Below are 26,872 nucleotides of genomic sequence, written 5' to 3' on the forward strand. Positions count from 1 at the left end.
TTATTATTCATCCCGGAACATCTTTTTATACTCGGGTGTTCCATCCAGAGTGGCAAAGTAATCTCCCGGAGTTTCGGCACGCCTTATAAGTTCAAAATTGCCATCCTCCTTCAAAAGGACTTCCGCAGATTTCAATTTGCCATTGTAATTGTACCCCATGGAATAGCCATGAGCGCCCGTATCGTGGATAAAAAGGAAATCTCCTATGTCAATTTTCGGAAGCATACGGTCAATAGCAAACTTGTCATTGTTCTCGCATAGCGATCCGGTCAGATCATACATGTGGTCACACGGCTGATTTTCTTTCCCCATAACTGTAACGTGGTGATAAGCTCCATACATGGCGGGTCTCATCAGATCCACCGCACAGGCATCACAACCGATATATTCTTTATAGATATGCTTTTCATGAATGGCCTTCGTAACCAGAGCGCCGTATGGTCCCATCATAAAGCGGCCCATCTCGGTATATATATCCAGGTCTCCCATTCCTGCCGGAACCAGCACTTCATCATATACCTTATGAACACCCTCACCGATTATACGAATGTCGTTGGGTTCGTCCTCAGGTCTGTATGGAATGCCAACTCCCCCTGACAGATTGATAAACTTAATATGGCAGCCCGTCTCTTTTTGCAGTTTTACAGCAAGTTCAAAAAGTACTTTTGCCAGCATGGGATAGTATTCATTGGTTACGGTGTTTGAGGCAAGAAATGCGTGAACTCCGAATTCTTTCACCCCTTTGGCTTTCAATATTTGAAAAGCTTCAAATAACTGTTCTGTTGTCATGCCGTACTTGGAGTCTCCGGGATTGTCCATAATATCATTGCTGATTTTAAAAAGTCCGCCGGGATTAAACCGGCAGCTTATAATCTCCGGTATATATCCCAGTGTCTTTTCCAGAAAATCGATATGGGTAAAATCGTCCAGATTAATGATTCCGCCAATCTTCCGGGCATAAACATACTCCTCTGCCGGAGTCACGTTCGAAGAAAACATCACTTTATCACCGGTAAATCCCATGGCCTCAGAGAGCATCAGCTCCGTCAGAGAAGAACAGTCACAGCCACAGCCGTATTCTCCCAGAATCTTGATTAATGCGGGGTTTGGATTTGCCTTCACTGCAAAATACTCCCGAAAACCAGGATTCCATGCAAATGCATCCCTTACTGCTTTTGCATTCTCACGAATTCCCTCTTCATCATAAAGATGGAAAGGGGTTGGAACAGATGCTGCGATTTCTTCCAGTTTGTCTTTTGTAACAAAAGGCTCTTTCATGTCTTATTCTCCTCTGGTGTATACAACTGTTTATTTTGCCTGTATAATATGAAGCATGTTGGTGACATTCCCTTTTCCATTCACCATATTGGTGGAAGGATCTCCCGCAGTGAAGATAACCATATCCCCTTTATGCACCAGCTTTTCGCGCAATACCATATACATTGCATGAGAGATAATGTTTTCTGTAGAATCTTCCTCATATCCCTCTACCGGTTTTACCCCCCAGAACAACTGCATCTGTCTTCTCGCCCATTCATGAGGAGTAACCGCATAAATCGGCACGCTGGGACGCAGTTTCGAAATCAACCGTGCGGTGGTACCTGTCATCGTCGGCGTTACAATACAGGTTGCCCCGATATGATCTACCATATCCACGGCTGCGAATCCTACAGCACTTGATACACTGGCAGTTTCTTTCGCCAGTTTTGCATCACGGTAACAGTCAAATTTAAGATAGTGCTCCGTCTCCACAGCAATCTGGACCATCATCTCAACAGCTTCAACCGGATACTTACCCATCGCGGTCTCGCCGGACAGCATAACTGCATCTGTTCCATCATAGATAGCATTCGCAACGTCTGCTACCTCGGCACGGGTAGGGCGGGGATTGCGCATCATGGAATCCAGCATCTGTGTCGCAGTTATAACCGGAAGATAACGGTGATTGCACTTCTCTATAATCGTTTTCTGGATATGCGGCACTTGATAAGGCGGTATCTCAACTCCCAGATCACCTCTTGCGACCATAATCCCATCGGCCACATCGATAATACTGTCGATATTCTTAACTCCCTCGGCTGCTTCAATTTTTGCAATTACAGCGATATGTGTACCGCCATGCTCCATTAAAAAATCTTTAATTTCCAAAACATCCTCTGCTTTTCGAACGAAAGAAGCAGCTATAAAATCTACCCCCTGCTCAATTCCAAAGAGAATATCCTCCTTGTCCTTATCTGTGATGGCAGGAAGATTAACGGAAACATTAGGAACATTAATTCCCTTTCGTTCTCCCAGTTCTCCGCCATTAATCACTGTACAGACAATATCCGTATCAGAAACCTCTTCTATATGTAATTCAACCAGTCCGTCATCAATCAGAATCCTGTCGCCCCTTCTCACATCGCGAGGCAGTTCAGAATAGGTGACAAACACCTTGTCCGCATCTCCCACCATTTCTTCTGTAGTAAGAACAAAGGTCTGTCCCTCCTGCAGCTGCACCCTTTTGCCGTCTTTCAGCAAACCGGTACGAATCTCCGGTCCCTTGGTATCTAAAAGGATTGCAACCGGAACCTTCATCTCCTTACGGAGTTTTTTCAGCATGTCCATACGCTCCTTATGCTCCGCATGGTCTCCGTGTGAAAAATTAAATCTGGCAACATCCATTCCTGTCTGAATCAAGGTTTTCATCACTTCCGGTTTGTCCAGATTCGGTCCCATTGTACACACAATCTTTGTTCTTTTCATATTCAAGCCTCACTTTCATTTATCTGATATGTTCATGAGTAAACAGGTGATCCTGACAGTACTCATAATTCCCTTTGCACTTGGAACAGAACCGGAACTCCAATGTCGGATCATCCTTCTCCGTTCGTCCACAGACCGCACACTTATGTGTTGTGATATTGGAAGCCTGCCCTCGTGACATAGCTTTTTTAAATTCATTCCTCCGATGTATCTCCTGCGGATTTACACGCTTGTAGTCTCTGGTCATAAAAAAGAATACAATCACGTTCATCAGTGAGCAGATGATTACTACTCTGGTTGCCCAGTCTCCCTGGTACATAGAAACAGCCAGAAAGACCACGTCCAGTATGGCCAGATATTTTATCTTAATCGGTATCAGGAAATAAAGCATCATCCGCATATCCGGATAGGTCAGTGCAAATCCTAGGAATATGGAAAGACTGACATAGAAAGTGCTGAACTGCGTACCATAACCCAGTATGGTAAATGTATCCCCCATGACCGCATAGAGGATAAATGCTCCCACAATTGTCATAAGCAGTCCAAAGAATATATAGGCATTATAGCGGAACCTGCCCCAGGTCTGTTCCAGTGCCGTCCCCAGCTGATAATAGCAAAGCAGCATAATAATCGTAAATAAATCCAGCCGTCCCGGAGGGATCAAGACCCAGCTGACCAGGCGCCAGATCTGTCCTCTTAAAATCAATCCGGGATCCAGCATGAGATAACCCAGTACCGGTACACCGACCCGCCCCAGAAGCTGTAGAACATATCCTATAATATATGTGATAATAATGTATTTTGTCAGATTACGAATCGCATACTTTCCGAACTTACGTTCCATCTTGCTAAAAAATTTCATATTTTCACCTAATCCTACTTATTTAAACATGTTTTTCTTTGAAAAAAGCAAAGCTACAATCAGACTTATTACCAGCGATACGATGATAACGGCTGCAAATCCAAATGGACTGCCCGCAAATGGCATTCCTTTTGCATTCACATTCATACCATAGGCAGAATAGATAATTGTGGGGATGGACATCACAATTGTAATCACTGAAAGAGCCTTCATAACAATATTCTGATTATTGGATATAACCGAAGCGAATGCATCCATCGTTCCGCTTAATATGCCGCTGTAGATATTTGCCATCTCAATAGCCTGCTTGTTCTCAATGATAACATCCTCCAGAAGATCCTCATCCTCCGGATACTTTTTAATCTTTTCCACCTTCATCAGTTTTTCCAGCACCACTTCATTGGAGCGCAGGGAAGTCGTAAAGTAAACCAGAGACTTTTCCAACTCCAGCAATTCAATCAGTTCCTGATTCCTCTGTGATTTATGAAGGCGTTTCTCAACCATCTCACTCTTTTTATCTATAATGCGCAGATAATGCAGAAACATGCTGGCATTCTTATATAGAATCTGCAGAATGAAACGTGTCTTCATGTGTGTATAGAAATTCCTGACTCTTCCGTCCATGAATGCACTTAATATAGGGGTATCTTCCAGGCATACCGTAATAATAACGTGATCTCCGATTATAATACTCATAGGAATTGTTCCATACCAGTCTTTATCATTACGTTCCTCTATTACAGGAATATCTACCAAAACCAAAGTATAATTATCTTCCTGCTCAATACGGGAACGCTCTTCTTCATCCAGCGGTGCCCGCAAATCCTCCACATCCAGCTGATAACGCTGTGCCACTTCAAACAGTTCCGTAGCAGTGGGATCCGTCAAAGCAATCCAGCATCCGTCCTCCGGCATATCGAGCTTTGAGATACCGCTCTCCGTCGATTTAAAAATTCTGATCATGTCATGTTGCTCCTTTCATCATCCACAAAGGGACAAAAAAGAAGCGCACGCCGTATCCCTCCGCGTCATTTTATATATTTAATTTGGTTAAAACTTCGCGATTCAGGGGAAGGCCCGCTTTCCATAACTACACATCCTTTCATACTTAAGACGAATCCATGCAAGAAAAAGTTTCCTGCCAAACAAAAACTATGCCTATCTTAGCATGTAATCATATTCACCTGTTGTACATTATAATCTTTGGAAATATGTTTGTCAAACCTAAAATCAATTACATAAAAGTTGCTTGCTTCACCCGGGCTTTCCGTTGTATACTGAAAGTATCGACGAAATTGTATAGAGTATACTGGAGGATAACGAATGGCAGGCTCAACATATGGAACAATCTTTAAAATCACTACCTGGGGTGAATCACACGGAAATGGAATAGGCGTGGTTGTAGACGGCTGTCCCGCAGGGCTGCCTTTAAACAGATTTGATATTCAGGAATTTCTGGACCGCAGAAAGCCCGGTCAGCACCGCTACTCCACCCAGCGGAAGGAGGGAGATAAAGTTGAGTTACTCTCCGGTGTCTATCAGGATCATACTACGGGCACGCCCATCTCCATGATGGTACGTAATACAGATCAGCGCTCCGGGGATTATGGTAAAATTGCAGAATATTACCGCCCCGGTCATGCGGATTACACCTATGATGAAAAATATGGTTTCCGGGATTACCGCGGCGGCGGACGCTCCTCCGGGCGCGAAACCATCGGGCGTGTTGCTGCCGGCGCCATTGCTTCCAAGCTGTTGGCGGAACTCGGAATCAGCGTAACTGCCTATGTGCGCTCCATAGGTCCTGTGGCCATAGAGACATTTGACCCGGAAGAAATTCGGAAAAATCCGCTATGTATGCCGGATGCCCGGGCAGCCGCCCAGGCTTCGGAGTATCTGGAGAAATGTCTGGAAGAACTTAATTCTTCCGGAGGATGTGTAGAGTGTATCGTACATGGCATGCCTGCAGGAGCAGGTGAACCCGTCTTTGAAAAGCTTGATGCCAATCTTGCTAAAGCATTGATGTCCATAGGGGCAGTAAAAGCTGTGGAAGTCGGAGACGGAGCTGCTGTCGCCGCCACAACCGGAATAGAAAATAATGATGCATTTGCTGCCGATGCGGACGGGCGTATCTTTAAAAAAACGAATCATGCAGGCGGCACTTTGGGGGGAATCAGTGACGGAAGCGATATCCTCCTCAGAGCCTCCTTCAAACCCACTCCCTCCATTTTCAGCACACAACAGACAGTGAATAAAGACCATGAAAATATACAAATCAACATCAAAGGAAGACATGATCCCATCATCCCCCCGAGGGCTGTGGTAGTAGTGGAATCCATGACCGCAATCACCCTGATCGACAGCCTTATGACAGGCATGAGCGCAAAGCTTTCCAATCTGAAAAGAATTTGGATGGACGATTAAAGACTCAGATGGGGCTTAGACCCCCATCTGAGTGATTAATATACAATTTGGTGTTTCCACCTGCATCGGTCTTCCCTTCTGCACCAGAAGCTTTTTCTCGTAATCAATTGTAAATGTGGTAATACTGTTGGACTCATGGTTTACAACTGCAATATGCTTATCATCGGGGAAAATCGCTATATCCTTCGGATACTCCCCGCTTATGGGAAGTGCAAATTCCTTGTTCAGCAACCCGCTTTCCGGATCAATTGTATACATAGCCACCGTATTATCTCCGGCCGTTGAAGTAAACAGATGCTTTCCATCGTTGGACAGGCACATGCCGGAAGCCGCATCGTGTGCGCGGTCGACATTATCTGAAGTGGTGCTTATCGTCTGAATCTTCTCGAATACAGGAACATTACTTCCTGCTTCATAAGTAAACACATCCACCTCGTTCGTCAGCTCATACAGCAAATATGCAAATTTTCCATTTTGTGAAAATGCCAGATTTCTGGGACCGGATTCCCGCTCACAGCGAAGAATATCAACAAGCTGCAGTTTATGTCTGCGTGTATTGATCTTATAAATCTTAACCTGATCAATTCCGTTATCGACCGCACAAAGATACTTGTTGTCGGGCGTAGGTATCACGCAGTTTACATGGGGACGGAAATTACGTTCTGCAACACTGCCCAGGCCTTTATGGAAAACCCCGTCCATAACACTGCCCAGCCGGCCGTCCTGGTGTGTATGCACTACAGTTACCTTTCCGTCATGATAACCGGCCACAAAGAGATATCGTCCGCTCTGATCCACTGACAGATAGCAGCCGCGCATACCATCAATATCCACCTTGTTAATCAGACACAGATCTCCGTCTTCCTCGTCTACTGAAAATACCGCAACACCTTCATCTGCTATGGAATACATATATTTTCCATTTAAAGACCGACAGATATCAGAAGAATTATTAATCGGAATCACCTTCCGTTCCGTCAGTGTCCCTTCCTCCACATCCACATCATATAAGTGGATTCCTATACTGCTGCCATGGGTATAAGTCCCGACATATGCTACATACTTTTCACCCATAAAAACCCATCCTTTCTGCAGCATAACTTTTCATCATATTTATCGTTATTCTGCAACGTTCATGTTTTTATTTTAGCACAACTTGGGAAAATCTACAATTACAGAGGATTATTTTTTTATTCTGTGCTATAATGCACTACATGATTAGAGATTTCAGATATGAACTGACTGCCGAAGCGGCAGATAAGACAATTACACAATATTTACATCAAATGGGATACTCCCACCACATAATCACCAGCTTGAAAAGGACACCGGCTGGAATCTGCCTGAATGGAAGCCGCGCCTATGTCTCACAAAGAATACGGCCGGGGGATATCCTGACTATTCACCTGGAGGAACCGGAATCATCCCGGGGAATCGTACCTGCCCCTGTCCCTTTTGATATTCTGTATGAAGATATGGATCTGTTGATTGTCAATAAGCCTGCAGATACCCCTATCCACCCTTCTCCGGGGAATTTTAACAATACTTTGGCAAATGGCATAGCCTGTTATTTCGCCAGACAGAATATTCCTTATGTCTATCGCTGCATCAACAGGCTGGACAGGGATACCACCGGGCTGCTGATTCTTGCCAAACACGGCATAAGTGGTGCCATCTTATCCAATCAGATGATGAAGCGCCGAATCATCCGGACTTATCGTGCTCTTGCAGAAGGTATTACTCCCTCCGAAGGAACGATCGATGCTCCGATTGCCCGGAAAGAAGGTTCTGTAATTGAGCGGTGCATCAATTACGAAGCAGGAGAACGGGCAGTTACGCATTACCGCAGGCTGGATAAAGGACAGATTGGTTCCGGTTCTGAAAAGATTCTCTATTCCAGACTGGAACTTAAACTTGAGACAGGACGAACGCATCAGATCAGAGTGCATATGCAAAGCATCGGCCACCCGCTGCTGGGAGATACCTTATACCACCCCGAAAATCATGCCGGGTTTTCCCACCAGGCACTGCACTCCTATTCGCTGAAATTTACACATCCGATCACCGGAGCACCTATGTATTTTTCCGTACCGGAGCCCTGGTAAATACGACGTAAAAACATTTTTCATACACAATAGCCCTGAAAACACTATTTTACAGGTGTTTTCAGGACTTTCGTTCACCAAACAGTCATGAAATCCGGTAAATTTTGTATCAGAGCCCATGAATTCTGGGGACTTCGTCTACATGCAGATATTTGCTGACACACTTCACAATCAAATCATGGTCCAGAACATGGTCCTGTCCGGAAACTACGATGGCTCCGATGACTCCCACCTCTTCAATTCTGATTGGAAATCCGCCACCCATTGCAGCATATTCTGTTCCGGGACCGAGTATCTCTTCCTGGGCTATCTCTTCCAGACGCAGTTGAATATAAAGGTGCATACTGCTTTGTTCTGTGAATTTTACGGTATTATACTTTCTTCTCAGGATTTCTTCATTATAAAGTGTCGTACCGTCAAATCCATATTGAAAAACCGTATACCCATTGTTCAGACGGATACTCACCGCCACCGACTGATTTCTGCGGTTCGCCTCCATTACAATCTGATTTCCCAATTCCCATGCATCTGCATTAGTAAAATGAGAAAACTGCAGAATCTCCTCCTGCATTTCCAAAACCTTTAATAGTTCTTCCATTGTCAAATAGCCACCCTTTCCTATTTACTATTGTGGATATACCAGACGTTCCGGTTTCATATCATATAATACCTGTGTCAGATATCTGTTTGCCAAATACCTTGCCATATCCAGATTCTGATCCAGATAATTTCCACAGTCCTTTGCTTTAGCTCCCGGTATTTCCCCTTCAAAGTCCCGAATAAACTCAAACGTTTTTACAATGAGCTCCACGATATCCCGGGACTCATAGTCTCCTGCAAGAAGCAGATAGTTTCCGGTTCTGCAGCCCATAGGGCCAAAGTATATTACCTTGTCCTGCCACTTAGGGTCATTGCGGAGATAAGTAGCCGCAAGATGCTCAATGGTATGAAGCTCAGCGGTATTCATAACCGGTTCCTCATTCGGGGATGTCATGCGAAGATCAAAGGTTGTTATGGTCTCTGCACCGATGTGGTCTTTCCTGGATACGTAGATACCCGGCTGCAGTTTCAGATGATCAATTGTAAAGCTTGCTATTTTTTCCATTTAATTTTCCTTCTTCCATACTCTTTATTGGTTATTATGTTCTATTTTCTTTATCAGATGGCTCCCCTCCGGAAACATGTCCGTGAAAGCATCAACCACTGCATCCTGTAAGATCCGGAACCCATCCTCCATCTGCAGAATCCGGGGCGCATGAATCGAAATCTCACATACCTCATCTGCGATTTTCTCTGTCAGTTTTTTCTGGTCCATCTGCATCATACCCATAAGATATGAGCGGTAATTTCTGTCATTCATACATAGATTTATATAGCATTTTACCATATTATAAAGTTCCTGATATAGAAGCTTTTCTCCGGAGTCTCCCATTCCCTGCAAAAAATCCAGATTCCAATCCTCTTTTATCTTTTGAATTTCCTTTCGCTCACGCCGTCTTCCAAAAACTGAAGAACCTTGTCTCTTTAGATACACGGCCGTCATCCATCCCCGGATGTAGTAATCAACTCCTTCCGGTTCTTTCTCCCGCCGTTTATATCTCCGATTCCAGATTTCCTGTCTTAAAGCGTCTTCCCGATTCATATGCTCCTCTTTGACTGCCTGCTCAAGAAGCACCTTCCGCTTATTCTTATCTATCTCCTGATAATATAGTTTTTCCATCTCCTGATTCATAAAACAGATAATCCCTTCTTTTTTATTATCCATAAACTCTTATAAGCCGCAGAAATGTTATAATTTTACTCCCAAATGGGAATTTCTGCATCTCGTCCTCTGTTGTTCCGGTGACAATGACAAAAAGGACCATATAGATTATCACCGCTGACAGTATGGAAATCACCAAGCATATGAACGGCCGTCTTGTCAGCGCAAAGAGACCATAGTACAAAAGTCCGGCAACCACTCCCATACCAGCCGCTGCAAGGAATGGTTTTCCATAAGAATCCATAAGTTCATTCCGGTACCCCAGATACTGTTTAAGCGCTAATCCATTCAATACACACATGCAGACCGAAAACAGAATATTGGCTGCCAGCATGGCGTAAATTCCCGTACCTGGAAGCACGAGAAGCAAAAGTGTCAGAGAAACCAGATTAAGTCCCAGTGATACTGCCGCATTCCGGAGCGCAATTCCCTGCTTCCCGATGGACTGTAAGACACTGTTGGTAATCGTTGATAAGGCCGAAAAAACCACAGATACCGCACCAAACATCAACAGGTTGCTTCCCAGCTTTGTGGAAGCAGGAAAAAGTACGCCCATAATCGGGTGTGCCAGCACAGCCAGCCCTACGGCAGCAGGCACACAGATGAACATGGTCAGCCGGATTGTCTCATTGATTTTATCATTCGCGACTCTTTTCTCACCGGTCGCATAATTTCCTGAAACAACCGGCATCATGGCAGATGCACTGGCCGAAGCCAGAGCCAGCGGAACGTTAATCAAGGTTACATAATAATTGCTGAACTCACCGTACTGTTCAGAGATAACCTTACTGGATACTCCGTGTATCCCTTGAATACTGGAAAAGATGTAGCTGTCCAGATAGGAACTGGCATTATAAATAAAGGTCGTAAAAATAACCGGAGTTACCAGTTGGAAGATTATCCGGAAGATTTCCCCGAAGCTTTCTTCCTCATGATAAATGTCTCTTCTGACCTGGCTGTTTATGGTCCCTCTGTTCACACCGTAAACAAACAGCATAAATAAAAGTCCGGTCAAAACACCTGCCCCGGTACCCAAAGTTCCCCCGGCAGCTCCGTAAACCGCATGTGTTGTGTCGTTCAAAGCAAAGCCCTTAATCAGCAGGTATCCTGCCAGGACGCTTATAATTGCATTCATAATCTGCTCTGCAATTTGAGAGATGGAGGTGGGCATCATCGTATTATGCGCTTGAAAATATCCACGGAAGACGCCCAGAACTGCCGAAAGTAAAATCGTCGGAGCCAGAATCCGCAGAGCCAGAACGGCATTCTGCTGATTTTTAGGCAGAAGGACGCTCCCGCCAAAAAATGCAAGCAGTGCTGCAGCTCCTCCCACGAGTAAGGCATACAAAAGTGCTCCCTGAAACACTTTATGTGCGTTTCGGTATTGCTTTAATGCCAGGCGTTCGGATACAACCTTGGAGACAGCCATCGGGATACTGTATGAGGATATAAGCAGTAATATTGCATACAGATTACTTGCATATGCATAATACCCCATTCCTTCTGCGCCTAAGACCTGCCCCAGGGGACGGCGGTATAACAGGCCAATAATTCTGGAAATCATCGATGCCGCCATGAGCAGCGATGCATTTTTCATCAACGTGTTTTTCTTACTCATAAGTATTGACCTCTGTCTCTATATATTCTCTATCTGCCAGTCAATTGGATCCAGGCCGTTCTCCTGCAGATACTGATTAGTTCTGGAAAAAGGTCTGCTCCCGAAAAATCCTCTGTAAGCCGCCAGTGGACTGGGGTGAGGCGCTTCCAAAATCAAATGCTTTGGATTGTACAGCATGCTTTTCTTCATCTGTGCCGGTTTTCCCCAAAGTATGTATACCATAGGACGATCTTGCTCCGCAAGTATCCTGATTGCAGCATCGGTAAATTGCTCCCATCCGATTCCACGGTGGGAATTCGCCTGATGCGCACGCACGGTCAGTACTGTGTTCAGCATCAGTACTCCCTGATTTGCCCATTTTACCAGGTATCCATTGTTCGGAACATAGCACCCCAGATCGTCTTCTAATTCTTTGTAGATATTTACAAGTGACGGTGGAATTTCAACATCGGGCTTCACAGAGAAGCAAAGCCCGTGAGCCTGTCCATCGTTGTGATAGGGATCCTGTCCCAGAATAACCACCTTTACCTGGTCCAGCGGAGTAAGGTGGAATGCATTGAAGAGATCCTCCGGCGGCGGAAATACCTTGCGCGTCTGATACTCTCTTCCTACTGTCTCAAATAATTCCTTATAATATGGTTTATGAAATTCACCCTGCAGGGCCTTCGCCCAGCTTCCGCTTATCGGCGGCATGGTGTCACCTCCTGCATACGGACAGGAACACCTTTGTCCGCCAGATAATTCTTAACTTCTTTTATTTGGAGTTCCTTAAAATGAAAGAGTGATGCCGCCAGCGCCGCATCCGCTTTACCTTCGGTCAACGCTTCATAAAAATGCTCCAGTGTGCCTGCCCCTCCGGAAGCAATAACCGGAATATTGACCGCTTCTGAAATTGTTCTGGTCAATTCAATATCATAACCTGCTTTTGTTCCGTCACAATCCATGCTTGTCAGCAAAATCTCTCCGGCACCCAGTTTCTCCGCACGTACGGCCCACTCTACAGCGTCGATACCCATATCGACGCGGCCCCCATTCTTATAGATATTCCAACCACCATTCTTGCGGCGCTTTGCATCGATGGCAACAACCACACACTGACTTCCGAATTTATATGCCGCATCACTGATCAGCTCCGGATTCAAAATAGCAGCTGAATTGATGGATATCTTATCAGCACCCTCTCTAAGCAGCACTTTAAAATCCTCCACAGTGCGTATTCCACCTCCAACCGTAAAGGGAATGAATACGTTAGCCGACACCTTTCTCACCATATCCACCACTGTTCCACGATTATCGGAGGATGCGGTGATATCCAGAAACACTACCTCATCTGCCCCTGCTTTATCATAGGCTTTGGCAATTTCAACCGGATCACCGGCATCTTTTAAATTCACAAAATTAACACCCTTTACAACCCTTCCCTGATTCACATCCAGACAAGGAATGATTCTCTTTGTAAACATTAAGCACGCTCCTTTCCTACGGATGCAAAATTCTTTAAGATCGCAAGCCCTACATCCGAACTTTTCTCCGGATGAAATTGACAGCCAAACAGGTTGCCGGCTTCCACAGAGGCATGAATATGTGTGCTATATTCTGTTGTCGCCTTTACAATCCGCTCGTCCTTTGCTTTCAAGTAATAGGAATGGACAAAGTATACATAAGGCTGATTCGAAATACCGCGAAACAGCCTTCCCTCATTCTGCAGTTCAAGGGAATTCCAACCCATATGGGGAATTTTAAGCCCCTCCTGATCCGGAATACGCAGAATCTCGCCCTCAAGCAAGCCTAGGCCCTGAACTCCAGGACTCTCCTCACTATTCTGAAAGAGGAGCTGCAGGCCGAGACAAATTCCCAAAAACGGCGTTCCCCGGTTTACAATTTCATGAATAACATCCACCAGACCGAATTTATGCAAATTTTCCATGGCGTCTCCAAAGCTGCCCACACCCGGCAGAATCACCTTCTCCGCCTGCAGCAGCTCCTCCGGTGTTCTGCTTACAAGTACCTCTTCTCCCAATGCCTGAAGCGCTTTTTCAACGCTTTTAATATTCCCTGCATCATAATCAATTAAAGCAATCATATACGTTCTCCCCTTATTGGCTCCAAAATATAAAAAGTTCCGGCAGCGTCGGATATCATATCCCTGCCGGGCCTCTGTCCGGCCCATAATAGCGTGAACTTCCCAGACCCAGAATCATAATAAAAACCGTATTAAAGAAGAATAACCCGGCTGCAAAGATCAGACTTCTGCCAAAGGAACCTGCCAGCTTGGCACAGAACAGAATCTGAATAGCCAATAGGGCCGCACCAACCAGAAAAACCAGCAGACCAATAAACCAGCTCCTGTTCTTTCCATCCAGAAATGATCCTATAATTTCCAGCACAAGCATGAGTGCAAATGCCTTTACATTCCAGCATATTTTATATAAAATATAGATATTGTAGACAGGAATCAGGGATTTCCATCCACTTTCCCCAGCCTTGACAAAAATCATCCACATACCGACAACACTCAAAACCACGATTGCTATCACTGCCAGCCAGGCCAGAAACCCCAGGCTTAGTAAAAATACAATCAAGTTAAAAATCATAATCTGTCTCCTTCCTCACTTATGTTACTTATTTATCGTCACCTGTAAGCCGTAGTACATCCTTAATTTCCTCAACACTCATGTCCAGAAATACAGAGAGCTCTTCCACGCTGAATTTATCCTCAGCTCCATCAGTCAAATCTCTGACCGCCGCTTCCAGCTTCTCTACCCTGTTGATCAGATAATCATCCTCCCGGCACTGTTCCTGATACATATGAAGAAACTGTTTTATTTCTTTATTTATAGACTCCAGTATCCATTCATGGGGATTCTCTGCTGCGTTCAGCGTTTCCAGAGCAGATAAGAGTCCTATATTCCCTTCCTGCAGCATATCCCCTGCAAAGATTTCTTTGCGGTGCAGACTCCTTACCGCCCGAATCACCTCCGGAAGATAGCCTTCCACCAGACGCTGCCTTGCCGCTGCGTCACCGTCCATGGCTTTTTGGAATAACTCTTCCCGCTCCACTTTCGATACAAATCCGGCTTTGACACCCTCTACATAGTTTTTCAGGTATTCCTCTTCTTCCACAGACAAAGGATCTGCTTCTGTCTTTTCATCGATCTGTGCGGGCATCATGTCATAATCACTTTCCGACTCCCTGGTTCCACCCTTAACATGTATTCCCTGAGATTTCAGATACACATAGATACTCTTTATCTGGTTTTCCTCCAGTCCGCATGCACCAAAAAACTGTTCAACCAGTTCTGCATTCAATGTCCTGTTATTATATTTTGCAAGCTCTACAAGCTCACCTAATTTTTTTTGAAAGCTTTTTATGTCCAAATGAGTCCATCCTTACGTTATAATTATATATTTCCCTTGTATCTTAACACAAATCTTTTGTTCCGTCACCCCGTTATTTTCTTCATTGGTGCGAGTTTATCCGAAAGATAAAGGGCATATATCCTGACGAAGTCCTGTCAGTAATATGCCCCTATGCCCTCATTTAATCCTTATTTATAATTCACGATTTTACCGAAGTCAGCTTTCAGAGATGCTCCCCCCACAAGCCCGCCGTCAATATCCGGCTGTGCAAACAGTTCCGCTGCATTGCCCGCATTGACGGAACCACCGTACTGAATGCGGATTTCTGCTGCTGTAGCATCATCATAGATTTCAGCAATGCATTCGCGGATGCCTCTGCAGACTTCTTCGGCCTGCTCTGTGGTGGCTGTCTTACCTGTTCCGATGGCCCATATAGGCTCATATGCAATCACAGTAGTCTTTGCCTGATCTGCCGTCACATTCTGGAATCCAACCTTAACCTGCTGACGGATGAAATCCATCGTAACACCCTGCTCTCTCTGCTCAAGTGTCTCTCCGCAGCACATAATCGGAGTAATACCATGTTCCAGTGCCTTTAAGACTTTTTTATTCACATCTGCATTGGTCTCATGAAAGTATTCTCTTCTCTCCGAATGACCTAAGACTACGTATTTCACACCTGCATCCGTCAGCATATCCGGTGAAATCTCTCCGGTATATGCACCGCTCTCTTCAAAATACATATTCTCGGCACCCACCTGAATGTTTGTGCCTTTGCATGCTTCTGTTACAGGGACAATATCAATAGCAGGCACGCAGAACACTACATCGGCTTCTTCGTTAGCTACTAATGGCTTTAATGTATTCACCAACTCCACCGCCTGGCTTGGTGTCATATTCATTTTCCAGTTTCCCGCAATAATTTTTTTCCTCATATTTTCCTCCTTTGCCAAATGCAAAATAAGTGTTCGGGTAGGTTCCCCTTACTAAGCTCGATATATCTCGCTAAGTGCGGCGAACTAAGTAAACACTAGTATAGACGACATTAAATAACTTGCTGATTCAATGAGGATGATTTCGTGAGAACCGTGATGGCAAAACGTAGCCGTAGCGGGCTACGGCGAGGCTTTGACATTGCGGTTATCGCGGAATTCAGACCAGTGAAGCAGAAAGGTATTTATGATCGGCTATACTAAGGCTCGAAAACACCTCGCCAAGTGTTCGGGTAGGTTCCCCTTACTAAGCTCGATATATCTCGCTAAGTGCGGCGAACTAAGTAAACACTAAGGCTCGATAACACCTCGCCAAGTGTTCGGGTAGGTTCCCCTTACTAAGCTCGATATATCTCGCTAAGTGCGGCGAACTAAGTAAACACTAAGGCTCGAAAACACCTCGCCAAGTGTTCGGGTAGGTTCCCCTTACTAAGCTCGATATATCTCGCTAAGTGCGGCGAACTAAGTAAACACTAAGGCTCGAAAACACCTCGCCAAGTGTTTACTTATTATCAGCGGCTGCTACGCCGGGGAGTTCTTTTCCTTCCAGGAATTCAAGGGAGGCTCCGCCGCCTGTGGAGATGTGTGTCATCTTATCTCCATAGCCCAGGATGTTTATCGCTGCTGCGGAATCTCCGCCTCCGATAATTGTAACAGCGTCTGTTTCGGCAAGTGCTTTTGCAACTGCTTCGGTGCCTACAGCAAATTTAGGCATCTCAAATGCTCCCATAGGGCCGTTCCAGACGACTGTTTTTGCTTCTTTTACGGCACCTGTAAACAATTTTACTGTCTCGGGTCCGATATCAAGGCCTTCCCAGTTATCCGGAATATCGCCTGCATTTACAACTTGGGTGTTTGCATCATTGGAGAAGTCATCTGCGATGACAGAATCCACCGGAAGCAGCAGCTTTACGCCTTTATCTTCAGCCTTCTTTATCATTTTAACTGCATAGTCACAGTAATCTTCCTCCAGAAGCGAATTTCCTACGTTCCCGCCCATTGCCTTGCTGAACGTATAGGACATACCGCCTCCGATAATCAGAACATCTACCTTATCGAGCAGATTCTCAATTACAGAAAGCTTGCTGGAAACTTTTGCTCCGCCTAAGATTGCAACAAACGGACGCTCCGGATTATTTACAGCATTTCCCAGGAAATCTATTTCCTTCTGCATCAGATAGCCCACGACATTTGTCTTCATGTATTTGGTGACTCCGACATTTGAGCAGTGTGCCCTGTGTGCAGTACCAAAAGCATCATTTACGAAGACTTCTGCCAGGGAAGCCAGATCTTTACTGAATGCATCTTCATTCTTTGTCTCTTCTGCTCTGTATCTGGTGTTTTCCAGAAGTACAATATCGCCGTCTTTCATGGCCTCTGCGGCTGCCCTTGCATTTGGTCCGACAACTTCAGGATCCGCAGCAAACTTAACTTCCTGTCCAAGCAATTCACTCAAGCGAACTGCCACCGGTGCCAGAGACATCTCCGGAAGCGGCTGTCCTTTGGGTTTTCCAAGATGAGAGCAAAGAATCACCCGTCCTCCATCATTCACCAGTTTCTGAATCGTCGGAAGTGCTGCCACAAGACGGTTCTCATCTGTGATCTTTCCATCCTGCAGCGGTACGTTAAAGTCACAGCGAACCAGGACCTTCTGTCCTTTTACATTAATATCATCTACACTTTTTTTATTTAACATAGAATTTCCTCCTGCGCGAAATAAAGGGCCCGGTCCCAAGAGAACCGGACCCTTCCTGGATCTGACTTTTATGCTAACTCTGAGAAATATTTGATCGTACGAACCATCTGGCTTGTATATGAGTTTTCATTATCATACCATGATACAACCTGTACCTGTGTTGTTCCGTTATCAAGCGGAAGAACCATAGTCTGAGTTGCATCAAACAGAGAGCCATATCTCATACCAACGATATCGCTGGATACAATCTGATCCACATTATAGCCATAGGATTCTGTAACAGAAGCCTTCATCTTTGCGTTGATTTCGTCAACAGTTACAGTTCCGTCTACAACGGCTGTCAGAATTGTGGTAGAACCTGTCGGAGTAGGAACACGCTGTGCAGAACCAATCAGTTTTCCATTCAGTTCCGGTATAACGAGACCGATGGCTTTTGCTGCACCTGTGCTGTTCGGAACGATATTGAGGGCTGCTGCACGGGATCTTCTTAAATCACCGTTCCTCTGAGGTCCGTCAAGTGTCATCTGGTCACCTGTATAGGCGTGAATGGTACACATAATACCTGTTTTAATCGGTGCAAGTTCGTTCAGTGCCTGTGCCATAGGAGCCAGACAGTTTGTTGTACAGGATGCTGCGGAGATAATCGTATCCTCAGGTTTCAATGTATCATGGTTTACGTTATATACAATTGTAGGAAGGTCATTTCCGGCAGGAGCAGAAATAACTACTTTGCGGGCACCTGCATTGATATGTGCCTGTGCTTTTGCCTTGGATGTATAGAATCCTGAACACTCAAGGACTACATCTACGCCAAGTTCTCCCCATGGGCAGTTATTCGCATCAGGAAATGCATAGATTTTAATATTCTGTCCGTCCACAGTGATGGAATCCTCACCTGCTTCTACCTTATCAGCCAAAGCATATTTTCCCTGTGAAGAATCATATTTTAATAAATGAGCTAACATTGTCGGGGATGTCAAGTCGTTTATAGCCACTACTTCATATCCTTCCGCACCAAACATCTGTCTGAAAGCAAGACGTCCGATACGTCCAAAACCATTAATTGCTACTTTTACTGCCATGATTTAATTCCTCCTAAAGTGTTTAGATTCATTGTGCTTCTTACTTTGTTAAAGAAACATCAACCTAGTGTTATTCTACCTAATTTCTACAGAAAATTCAATCCTTAATTGAAATAAATATAGGCTTTTTTTGTCTGTATACTGTATAATACCCATATCCGCATTCCTTCAGAAGCTCTGCAATATGGGTAAATCCATATCCCACCTGTTCAGGAGTATGCCCATCTGCACCGATTGTAATCAGTTCTCCGTCTAATTCGTGGTATCGGAAGAGTATCTCTCTGCCCGGATTCGTGCGTGCAAGCCGGGAGCGGCAGCCACCTGTATTGATTTCCAAAGCAATCCCATATTGAATCAGTTTCTTCAGAATCTCATCAATCTCATCCTGATAATCCTGATACTGGTAATCACCTGTTTCCCAGTTTAAATACCTGGCCAGATAATCCAGGTGTCCAAGACTCTGGAAGGCATGGAAACTTTCGATATTGGCTGCCGTATCCCGGAAATATTGGCGGAGCAGCTCTTCATCGCTTCTCCCGGAAAAATTCTCAGGATAATAGGGGTCTCTGCCCTCCAAAAGGTGCATAGACCCTATGATAAAGTCAAACGGATATTGATTTACATAGCTTTGGAGCCATTCCTTCAGATGTATCTGAAGACCCAGCTCTACACCCGACCGGATTTCTATCTGATCTCCGAATTTTTCACGCATTGCGGAAATGGACTTCAGATATGGCTCTGTATCTAACTGAAAATTATCATTTTCATAATCCTTATCATAGTGATCCGTAAAACAGATGCTTTTTATTCCTAAATAAATTGCCTGCTGCACCATCTGCTCCATTGGGGTTTCGCTGTCACTGGAAAAATTGCTGTGCATATGGGAATCCGCTATCATCTGATTGTTCCTCCTGCCGCCACATATCCATCCTTGTAAAGTACAAGAGCCTGTCCCGGCGTCACGGCACGAACCGGCTCGGGAAATTGACATACCAGTTCATCTGAACCGGTTCTGGTCGCAATACATCTTGCACCTTTGTGTCCATATCTGATTTTGCCTGTCAGTTCCATGGAATCTCCTATCGGAATATCTTCAATTCCCATGAAATTCAAATGATTTGCCCGGACTGTGTGAGAAAAGACTTCATCCCCTTCTCCAATAACGACCTCGTTGGTCTCCGGCCGTATTTCCAGTACGAATACCCGTCTGCCGGCTGCAAGATTGAGCCCTCTGCGCTGGCCGACGGTATAGTGTGTTATGCCGCGATGGCGGCCGATTACCCTGCCCGCAGTATCCACAAAGTTCCCCTGGGGCACTGTTTCTCCGGTTTCCCGTTCAATAAACGATGCATAATCACGATCTGTGATAAAGCAGATTTCCTGGCTGTCCTTCTTATCTGCCACAGGCAGACCGATCTGCTTTGCCACAGCACGGATTTCATCTTTGGTATAAGCCCCCACCGGCATCAGTGTATGCGCCAGCTGCTCCTGAGTCAGATTGTATAGTGCATAGGTCTGGTCTTTTGCAGCAGTTACTGAGTTTTTGATGGCATATCTGCCATTCGTAAGCTTCGCAACCTGTGCATAATGGCCCGTGGCAATGTAGTCGGCCCCGATGTCCAGGCTGCGCTTTAAAAGCGCTTCCCATTTCACATACCGGTTACAGGCAATGCAGGGATTCGGAGTCCTCCCATGAAGATATTCATCTACAAAATAATCCATGACCTCTTTTTTAAATTCCCTTTTAAAGTTCATTACATAATAAGGAATATCCAGAATCCGGGCAACCTTACGGGCATCATCAACAGCAGACCAGCCGCAGCAGCCTCCGTTTTCTTCCAGTGAGCATTCATCTTCCTCCTGCCAGATCTGCATCGTGACTCCAATCACTTCATATCCGGCTTCTTTCAGAAGGTACGCCGCTACAGAAGAATCCACCCCTCCTGACATGCCCACCACTACTTTTTCAGCCATCTTAATACTCTTCCTCTATTTCCTCTTCACCAATATCTGATTTTGGCTTGTCTAAGCCTTCAATTTTAATGTGATGCTTCTCCGCATAATCCCAAAGAGCGGCATGAATTGCCTCTTCTGCCAAAAGCGAACAGTGCACCTTAACCGGCGGCAATCCGTCTAAAGCTTCCATCACCGCCTTGTTTGTCACCTCCAGAGCCTCCTGAATCGTCTTTCCCTTCACCATCTCCGTGGCCATACTGCTGGTTGCAACGGCCGCACCACATCCGAATGTTTTAAACTTCACATCCTTGATTACACCGTTATCCTCTATGTCCAGATAGATACGCATGATGTCACCACACTTTGCATTACCCACGGTGCCCACACCACTGGCATTCTCTATTTCCCCTACATTCCTGGGGTTCTGAAAGTGATCCATAACTTTTTCACTGTACATACTGTATTCCTCCAATCAATACTTTACTTTCTATTTTGTTTTTTTATAAAATCTTCATAGAGTGGGGACATGCTTCTCAGCCTCTCTACGATTCCCTTTATCTTGTCAACGGTAAAATCAACGTCTTTCTTCGTCGTATCCTCACCGAGTGTCAGCCGAAGTGAACCATGAGCGATTTCATGAGGCAGTCCAATAGCCAGCAATACATGAGAGGGATCCAGACTCCCGGATGTACAGGCGGAGCCACTGGATGCGGCAATGCCTTCCATATCCAACATGATCAGCAAGGATTCACCTTCTATAAACTGAAAGCTGATATTTACGTTATTCGGCAGGCGTTTCACGGAATCGCCGTTTAACCGGCAATATGGGACTTCCTTAAGGATTCTGTCGATCATGTAGTCGCGTAATTCAATTTCCTTTTTTGTCCTCTTTTCCATCGTATCCGCAGCGCGTTTAGCCGCCGCTCCATATCCTACGATACCCGGAACGTTCTCCGTGCCCGCACGGCGTTTTCTTTCCTGCGCACCGCCATGAATAAAGGAGCGAATCTTTACTCCTTTACGAACATACAAGAATCCAATGCCCTTTGGGCCGTTGATTTTATGTCCGCTGGAACTGAGCATATCAATATGATACTCCTCCACATGGATCGGAATCTGTCCAAATGCCTGAACTGCATCCGTATGGAATAATATATTATGTTCTTTTGCAATCATGCCGATTTCCTTAATTGGCTGAATTGTACCGATTTCATTGTTAGCAAACATAACGGAAATCAAAATTGTCTCCGGCGTAATTGCTTTTTCAAGTTCCTCCAGCTTCACAATACCGTTCTCATCCACATCCAGGTAAGTTACCCTGGCACCTCTTTCCTTCTCCAGGTACTCGCAGGTATGCAGAATCGCATGATGCTCAATTTTTGTTGTGATAATGTGATTTCCTTTGGATTTATAGGCTTCATAGGCTGCCTTAAGTGCCCAGTTATCCGCCTCACTTCCTCCTGCCGTAAAGTAGATTTCTTCCGGTCTGGCCTGCAATACATCCGCAATCTGGATTCTTCCTTTATCTATTGCCGTCTTACTTTTTCCGGCGATTTCATAGATGCTGGATGGATTTCCATATAACTCACTGAAATAAGGAAGCATGGCTTCCACTACTTCGGGTGCGGTTTTCGTTGTTGCTGCATTGTCTAAATAAATCATGCTGTCCATCTCCTTCTTATTCTCTCGATTCTTCACACGCACGTCTTCCCTGCGGCATTAATTTCTGCCTTTCTTCCAACAACTGACTCAACATGATGGCGTCTACCGCCGTCGTTATGCTGTCATTGATTTCCTGCCAAACATAACGTGTTACGCAGAAATCAGCCTCTTCGCAACCTCCCTCACCTTCATTGGCCGGGCAGGTTACTGCGTCCAGACTGCCTTCCAGGGCTCTTAATGCATCCCCAACAGAAATTTCATCGGCGGATTTTGCAAGCATATAGCCTCCGCATGCTCCCCGTACGCTTTTCACAAGTCCTGCTTTTTTCAAAAGGCGAACCAGCTGCTCCAGATAGCTGACAGAAATCTTCTGGCGTTCAGAAATGCTTTGGATGGAAACAGCCTCATCTTCGTGGGAATATGCAGCCAAATCAATCAGTGCACGTAACCCATATCTTCCCTTTGTGGACAATTTCATCTTTTCACCTCTACATTTGAACAAACGCTGGCAGTGAAATTATGTTACGTTTACGATTCTTTATATGGCTGAATCGTAATAGATTTATTTCGCTGCGCAATCCCGAGTAATTTACTCGGGATTAATTTCAACTACAGAATAGCACTGTAAGCTGGTTCTGTCAAGGCCGTTTTTTACATATATTTAGTTTTAAGTAGATGAATCGGAGCATAAAATGTCACGAAAAAAAACACTGCTTCTGGGCACAGTGATTTTGACTGCTACAGGGTTCTTAACCCGGATTATAGGTTTCTTTTATAGAATATTCCTGTCACATACGATTGGTGCCAGGGAGATTGGTATCTTCCAGCTTCTGACTCCCATAAATTCTCTTTGTACTGCACTTTGTATCGGAGGCATTTCCACGATTATGTCGAGGACAATTGCCGCCAAAACCGCTGTTGGTTCCAGAAAAAGTGGTTTTGACGTTCTTTTTATAGGAACAGGATTCTGCGTGCTGTTATCTATTTTGGCTGCTTTTGGTGTAAGAACCTTTTCGGGTTTTTTGTCTGCTGGAATCCTGGGAGAATCCAGCTGTGGTCCGCTGCTTGATATCATGGCATACAGTATTCCACTATCCACCGTACATACCTGCATCATTGCTTATTATTATGCACAAAAAAAGACCGGAATCCCTTCTCTTAGCCAGCTTCTGGAACAGATTGTACGGGTTCTGTCTTCTTATTTTGTTTATTTAATTATGAGAAACCAGGGCATACAACCCGATGCCAGACTGACTGTTATCGGTCTTCTGGCCGGAGAGGGCGTTGCCTGTCTGTTTACCTTAACCGCAATAACCTGGGAATGTTCAAAATATAAATATCATTTTCATCCGAATTCTTTAGATGTTCATCCAGTAGAGCTGTTCAGTCTTTCTCTCCCATTAACAGCCAACAGGATCTGCATCACCCTGCTTCATAGCGTAGAGGCTGTTCTGATTCCAAACCGCCTCCGGTTATGTGGACTATCTAACAATGAAGCGCTGTCCCTCTACGGTATTATCACAGGTATGGCTCTTCCCATGATACTCTTTCCAAGTGCAATTACCAATTCAGTGGCCGTCATGCTGCTTCCCAGCGTAGCGGAGGATCAGGCCTCCGGAAATTTGGCAAACGTACGCAGGACCATAGAGGCTACCATAAAGTATTGTCTGATTCTTGGGATCTTTGCCACAGGTTTATTCTGCGTTTATGGTCAGACCATAGGAACACTGATTTTCCGCATCAAGGATGCAGGTGTCTTTATACAGATTCTGGCTTTTATCAGTCCTTTCCTATACCTGAATTCCACACTGACCAGCATATTGAACGGTCTTGGAAAGACAAGGCTTTGCTTTTACCAGAATATTGTCGGTCTTGGCATCCGTATTCTCTTTGTATTCTTTGCCATACCTGCCTTTGGCATACAGGGATACCTGTGGGGTGTTCTGGCAAGTGAACTGGCTTCCTCCATGCTGAACCTCTTCTTTTTGCACAGGACAGCCGACTTCTCCTTTGATGCCGCAGAATGTGTCCTGAAGCCGGTGATATCTCTTCTTATCGCCCTCGGAATCAGTTTTGCAGTCATCGGAATACTGAACAGTTTCTTTCTTTTTAATGAGGTCCTCCAGCTGCTGCTGGCGATTACTGCAATGGGAATCAGCTACCTGCTCCCACATCTTCCTACTCTGTTCAGACGCGTCCGAAATTAAAACTGCTGCGATTTGGCCACCCGTAAAAAATCGAGCTTATGGCCAAATCGCAGCAGTTTTGTGCTGTTCTTTTATTCTACTGAGGAATTTCCATATATATCTGTCTGCAGCTTCCTGATTGTTGACGTAAAATCCGGAAGCAGCATCTCTCCCTTTGAAGAAAACATACCATCATATGGAACACGGCTCTGTTCAATCTCATAGTTTCGTATGGTGGGTACTTCTGACAAAAGAGTTAGCATCGTGCCCTCCTCAACGTTATGTGTGACCTTCGGCAGGAGACGATTTGCAAGAGCATTAATCTGGCTGATGTTCAATCCTTTTGATTTCTCAATAATTTTACTTAAAACCTCTCTCTGGCGTTCCGTCCTCTGATAATCTGCATTTCCAACATATCGGATTCTGGCATAAGCCACCGCCTGATACCCATCCATAAGCTGTTCACCGCTCTGCGTAAGTGCATGTTTGGATGCATCTTCATTCTTCAGTTTACACATCTCTTTGATGTAGTCATTTGCAACCCTCATTTCATCCTCGGAGATATCAATTGAAACACCCCCAACCAAATCCACAATATCAATCATGGAATCAAAGTCCACGCTGGCATAATTATCAATTGGAATCTTGTAATTATCTTCAATTGTCTTCACTACAAGAGGCCCTCCCCCGTAAGCGCAGGCTGCATTTAATTTGTGCACACCCTTTCCCGGAATTGCCGCATACAAATCTCTCATAAATGAGGTCATATGAATTTTCTTTGTGTCCTTATTAATAGACATAAGAATCATGGAATCCGAATTTCCATTCCAGGATTTATCCCTGCGGTCAACACCAATCAGCAGGATATTATAGACGTTCTTGTTGTTTGGCAAGGTAATATCATCCAATACTTCTTCGGTTTCCGCCTCCAAAGCACTGGATTCTTCCTCTGTAAGTCCGGTGTCTTCTGTCTCCACGCTGTCCGCTACGGTAATCTCATCATCCTTTACATAATTGCTCTTTCCGTAATAATGTTTGACTGCTGCATATGCTGAAACCAAAATCACAGCCAGAATCGCCAGAATCACAAGCAACACAATCCACAACTTCTTCTTCTTTTTCTGTTCGTGTTTTTCCTGATTGCCCATATTTCCTCCAAACGTACTTCACGTCATACTTGTCCATAGATTTCTTTTGGTACATAAGCCTGAATCTGAATTCCCTCCGGAAGGTATTCTTCTGATACCAACTGACCATGCGCACGAATCAGAGATATCTTAGATGCCTCCTGGTAAGAATAGGTCCGGTCAATAAATATCTGCTGCTTTTTCAATATCTCCTCCAGCAGCTGCCGTAGCTCTTCCATGCCATTTTGAAATTTTAAGGATGTCTTTAAGACATAATCCGCATGCTTGTCTCTAAGCCTTTTATCTTCTGCTAACTTGTCTTGTTTATTAAATAGTGTAATGATTGTCTGTCCTTCTACCCCCAGCTGTTTCAGGGTATCATACACAACGTCCATCTGCTGTTCCATCTGTGGACTGGATGAATCCACAACATGAATGATAATATCTGCATAACGGGCTTCCTCCAGCGTACTTTTAAAAGCCTCTATCAGATGATGGGGCAGTTTGCGGATGAATCCAACCGTATCAGTTAAGAGAACCTGCTGTCCACCCGGAAGGTCCAGTACACGTGTAGTAGGATCCAGGGTTGCAAAAAGCTGGTCTTCCGCAAGAATCCCGGCTCCCGTCATGACATTTAACAGGGTCGACTTGCCGGCATTGGTATATCCAACAATTGCACAGATTTTCCTTTGACTCCGCTCTCGTTGCTGCCGGATCAAATCCCGATGGCGCTGCACATCTTCCAATTCTCTGCGAAGGGCGGCAATCCTGTCTGTAATCAGACGCCGGTCCATCTCCAGCTTCTTTTCTCCGGGACCTCTGGTGCCGATTCCTCCACCCAGCCTGGAAAGTGATGAGCGCAGTCCTACCAGTCTGGCCTGCCGGTACTTCAATTGGGCCAGTTCCACCTGAATCTTACCTTCACTGGTCTTTGCTCTTCCGGCGAAAATATCCAGAATCAGCAATGTACGATCCATGACCTTGCACTCCAGTTCCCTCTCCAGATTGTTCATCTGTGCCGGAGACAGTTCATCATCACAGATGATTCCGGTAGCTTCAAGCACCTCCAGCATTTCCTTAAGTTCATCCAGTTTTCCTTTTCCCACATAAGTTGCAGGATGAATTCCTTCCCGGTTCTGCACGACCCTGGCCGCAACGAAAGCTCCGGCAGTCTGTGCAAGCTCCTCCAGCTCCAGGAGTGACCAGAAGACATCCTCCTGCCGCTGCATCTGGACACCAACCAGAATCACCCTTTCTTTTATTTGATCCGATTCAAACAAATCTCCCATACCTTC

General features: G+C 45.0%; 27 protein-coding genes. 3 read left to right on the plus strand and 24 right to left on the minus strand.

Features of this window, described 5'->3' with window-relative positions; translation table 11 throughout:
• Positions 1-3: 3 nt before the first annotated feature.
• Genes KNL20_RS11735 through KNL20_RS11750 form a run of 4 tightly spaced genes read right to left on the minus strand, consistent with a single transcriptional unit; the run spans position 4 to position 4,570 of the window.
• Positions 4-1,278: a diaminopimelate decarboxylase gene (locus KNL20_RS11735; protein WP_230397928.1), complete on the minus strand. Its 1,275-nt coding sequence runs from the start codon at positions 1,276-1,278 to the stop codon at positions 4-6.
• Positions 1,279-1,308: 30 nt separating this feature from the next.
• A complete protein-coding gene (gene pyk, locus KNL20_RS11740; RefSeq protein WP_230397929.1) occupies positions 1,309-2,745 on the minus strand; it encodes a pyruvate kinase in 1,437 nt (478 codons plus the stop codon).
• A gap of 19 nt (positions 2,746-2,764) precedes the next feature.
• Complete coding sequence (locus KNL20_RS11745; RefSeq protein ID WP_230397930.1) at positions 2,765-3,607, minus strand: rhomboid family protein; 843 nt, start codon at positions 3,605-3,607, stop codon at positions 2,765-2,767.
• A gap of 18 nt (positions 3,608-3,625) precedes the next feature.
• Positions 3,626-4,570, minus strand: coding sequence for a magnesium transporter CorA family protein (locus tag KNL20_RS11750; protein ID WP_230397931.1), 945 nt, complete (start codon positions 4,568-4,570; stop codon positions 3,626-3,628).
• A gap of 360 nt (positions 4,571-4,930) precedes the next feature.
• Here KNL20_RS11750 and aroC point away from each other — a divergent pair, with 360 nt between their 5' ends.
• A complete protein-coding gene (aroC, locus tag KNL20_RS11755) occupies positions 4,931-6,031 on the plus strand; it encodes a chorismate synthase (protein WP_230397932.1) in 1,101 nt (366 codons plus the stop codon).
• A gap of 15 nt (positions 6,032-6,046) precedes the next feature.
• Here the strand turns inward: aroC and KNL20_RS11760 are convergent, their stop codons facing one another.
• A complete protein-coding gene (locus KNL20_RS11760) occupies positions 6,047-7,105 on the minus strand; it encodes a lactonase family protein (RefSeq protein WP_230397933.1) in 1,059 nt (352 codons plus the stop codon).
• 140 nt (positions 7,106-7,245) lie between these two features.
• On the opposite strand from KNL20_RS11760, the gene KNL20_RS11765 reads away from it, so the two are divergent.
• Positions 7,246-8,136, plus strand: a complete 891-nt coding sequence (locus KNL20_RS11765) for an RluA family pseudouridine synthase (RefSeq protein WP_230397934.1) — start codon at positions 7,246-7,248, stop codon at positions 8,134-8,136.
• A 109-nt stretch (positions 8,137-8,245) separates the two neighbouring features.
• Here KNL20_RS11765 and KNL20_RS11770 read toward each other — a convergent pair whose 3' ends face one another.
• The 17 genes from KNL20_RS11770 to KNL20_RS11850 form a co-directional block, all read right to left on the minus strand.
• Positions 8,246-8,734 (minus strand): heme-degrading domain-containing protein, encoded by a 489-nt coding sequence (locus KNL20_RS11770; protein WP_230397935.1) that lies wholly within the window; start codon positions 8,732-8,734, stop codon positions 8,246-8,248.
• Between the two features lie 27 nt (positions 8,735-8,761).
• On the minus strand, positions 8,762-9,241 hold the full coding sequence (locus KNL20_RS11775; RefSeq protein WP_230397936.1) for an S-ribosylhomocysteine lyase: 480 nt from the start codon (positions 9,239-9,241) through the stop codon (positions 8,762-8,764).
• Positions 9,242-9,265: 24 nt separating this feature from the next.
• The gene (locus KNL20_RS11780) at positions 9,266-9,901 is read right to left on the minus strand and encodes a DUF6553 family protein (RefSeq protein ID WP_230397937.1); all 636 of its coding nucleotides are present in this window, start codon (positions 9,899-9,901) and stop codon (positions 9,266-9,268) included.
• Complete coding sequence (locus KNL20_RS11785; RefSeq protein WP_230397938.1) at positions 9,894-11,516, minus strand: putative polysaccharide biosynthesis protein; 1,623 nt, start codon at positions 11,514-11,516, stop codon at positions 9,894-9,896. Before KNL20_RS11785 ends, KNL20_RS11780 begins: the two co-directional genes overlap by 8 nt.
• 18 nt (positions 11,517-11,534) lie before the next feature.
• Positions 11,535-12,209, minus strand: a complete 675-nt coding sequence (locus KNL20_RS11790; RefSeq protein ID WP_230397939.1) for a uracil-DNA glycosylase — start codon at positions 12,207-12,209, stop codon at positions 11,535-11,537.
• Complete coding sequence (gene hisF, locus KNL20_RS11795) at positions 12,197-12,979, minus strand: imidazole glycerol phosphate synthase subunit HisF (protein ID WP_230397940.1); 783 nt, start codon at positions 12,977-12,979, stop codon at positions 12,197-12,199. Before hisF ends, KNL20_RS11790 begins: the two co-directional genes overlap by 13 nt.
• Complete coding sequence (gene hisH, locus KNL20_RS11800; protein WP_230400106.1) at positions 12,979-13,599, minus strand: imidazole glycerol phosphate synthase subunit HisH; 621 nt, start codon at positions 13,597-13,599, stop codon at positions 12,979-12,981. Before hisH ends, hisF begins: the two co-directional genes overlap by 1 nt.
• 55 nt (positions 13,600-13,654) lie before the next feature.
• Positions 13,655-14,110 carry a DUF5684 domain-containing protein gene (locus KNL20_RS11805; RefSeq protein ID WP_230397941.1) on the minus strand — a complete coding sequence of 152 codons (456 nt, stop codon included), beginning with the start codon at positions 14,108-14,110 and terminating at the stop codon, positions 13,655-13,657.
• A 28-nt stretch (positions 14,111-14,138) separates the two neighbouring features.
• The gene (locus tag KNL20_RS11810) at positions 14,139-14,894 is read right to left on the minus strand and encodes a sigma factor (protein ID WP_230397942.1); all 756 of its coding nucleotides are present in this window, start codon (positions 14,892-14,894) and stop codon (positions 14,139-14,141) included.
• Positions 14,895-15,064: 170 nt separating this feature from the next.
• Positions 15,065-15,811 (minus strand): triose-phosphate isomerase, encoded by a 747-nt coding sequence (gene tpiA, locus KNL20_RS11815; protein WP_230397943.1) that lies wholly within the window; start codon positions 15,809-15,811, stop codon positions 15,065-15,067.
• A 559-nt stretch (positions 15,812-16,370) separates the two neighbouring features.
• Positions 16,371-17,564: a phosphoglycerate kinase gene (locus tag KNL20_RS11820; RefSeq protein WP_230397944.1), complete on the minus strand. Its 1,194-nt coding sequence runs from the start codon at positions 17,562-17,564 to the stop codon at positions 16,371-16,373.
• Positions 17,565-17,632: 68 nt separating this feature from the next.
• The gene (gene gap / locus KNL20_RS11825; protein WP_230397945.1) at positions 17,633-18,646 is read right to left on the minus strand and encodes a type I glyceraldehyde-3-phosphate dehydrogenase; all 1,014 of its coding nucleotides are present in this window, start codon (positions 18,644-18,646) and stop codon (positions 17,633-17,635) included.
• 97 nt (positions 18,647-18,743) lie between these two features.
• Positions 18,744-19,544 carry a histidinol-phosphatase HisJ family protein gene (locus KNL20_RS11830; protein WP_230397946.1) on the minus strand — a complete coding sequence of 267 codons (801 nt, stop codon included), beginning with the start codon at positions 19,542-19,544 and terminating at the stop codon, positions 18,744-18,746.
• Complete coding sequence (gene mnmA / locus KNL20_RS11835; RefSeq protein WP_230397947.1) at positions 19,541-20,620, minus strand: tRNA 2-thiouridine(34) synthase MnmA; 1,080 nt, start codon at positions 20,618-20,620, stop codon at positions 19,541-19,543. Before mnmA ends, KNL20_RS11830 begins: the two co-directional genes overlap by 4 nt.
• 1 nt (position 20,621) lies before the next feature.
• Positions 20,622-21,059 carry a Fe-S cluster assembly scaffold protein NifU gene (gene nifU, locus KNL20_RS11840; RefSeq protein WP_230397948.1) on the minus strand — a complete coding sequence of 146 codons (438 nt, stop codon included), beginning with the start codon at positions 21,057-21,059 and terminating at the stop codon, positions 20,622-20,624.
• A 23-nt stretch (positions 21,060-21,082) separates the two neighbouring features.
• Positions 21,083-22,273, minus strand: coding sequence for a cysteine desulfurase NifS (nifS, locus tag KNL20_RS11845; RefSeq protein WP_230400107.1), 1,191 nt, complete (start codon positions 22,271-22,273; stop codon positions 21,083-21,085).
• Between the two features lie 7 nt (positions 22,274-22,280).
• On the minus strand, positions 22,281-22,742 hold the full coding sequence (locus tag KNL20_RS11850) for an RrF2 family transcriptional regulator (RefSeq protein ID WP_230397949.1): 462 nt from the start codon (positions 22,740-22,742) through the stop codon (positions 22,281-22,283).
• 214 nt (positions 22,743-22,956) lie between these two features.
• Here KNL20_RS11850 and KNL20_RS11855 point away from each other — a divergent pair, with 214 nt between their 5' ends.
• A complete protein-coding gene (locus KNL20_RS11855) occupies positions 22,957-24,471 on the plus strand; it encodes an oligosaccharide flippase family protein (RefSeq protein WP_230397950.1) in 1,515 nt (504 codons plus the stop codon).
• Between the two features lie 71 nt (positions 24,472-24,542).
• Here the strand turns inward: KNL20_RS11855 and KNL20_RS11860 are convergent, their stop codons facing one another.
• Positions 24,543-25,598 carry an LCP family protein gene (locus KNL20_RS11860; protein WP_230397951.1) on the minus strand — a complete coding sequence of 352 codons (1,056 nt, stop codon included), beginning with the start codon at positions 25,596-25,598 and terminating at the stop codon, positions 24,543-24,545.
• A 23-nt stretch (positions 25,599-25,621) separates the two neighbouring features.
• The gene (gene hflX / locus KNL20_RS11865; protein WP_230397952.1) at positions 25,622-26,866 is read right to left on the minus strand and encodes a GTPase HflX; all 1,245 of its coding nucleotides are present in this window, start codon (positions 26,864-26,866) and stop codon (positions 25,622-25,624) included.
• Between the last annotated feature and the right edge of the window lie 6 nt (positions 26,867-26,872).

The sequence above is a fragment of the Novisyntrophococcus fermenticellae genome, from assembly GCF_018866245.1.
Classification (GTDB): Bacteria; Bacillota; Clostridia; order Lachnospirales; family Lachnospiraceae; genus Novisyntrophococcus; species Novisyntrophococcus fermenticellae.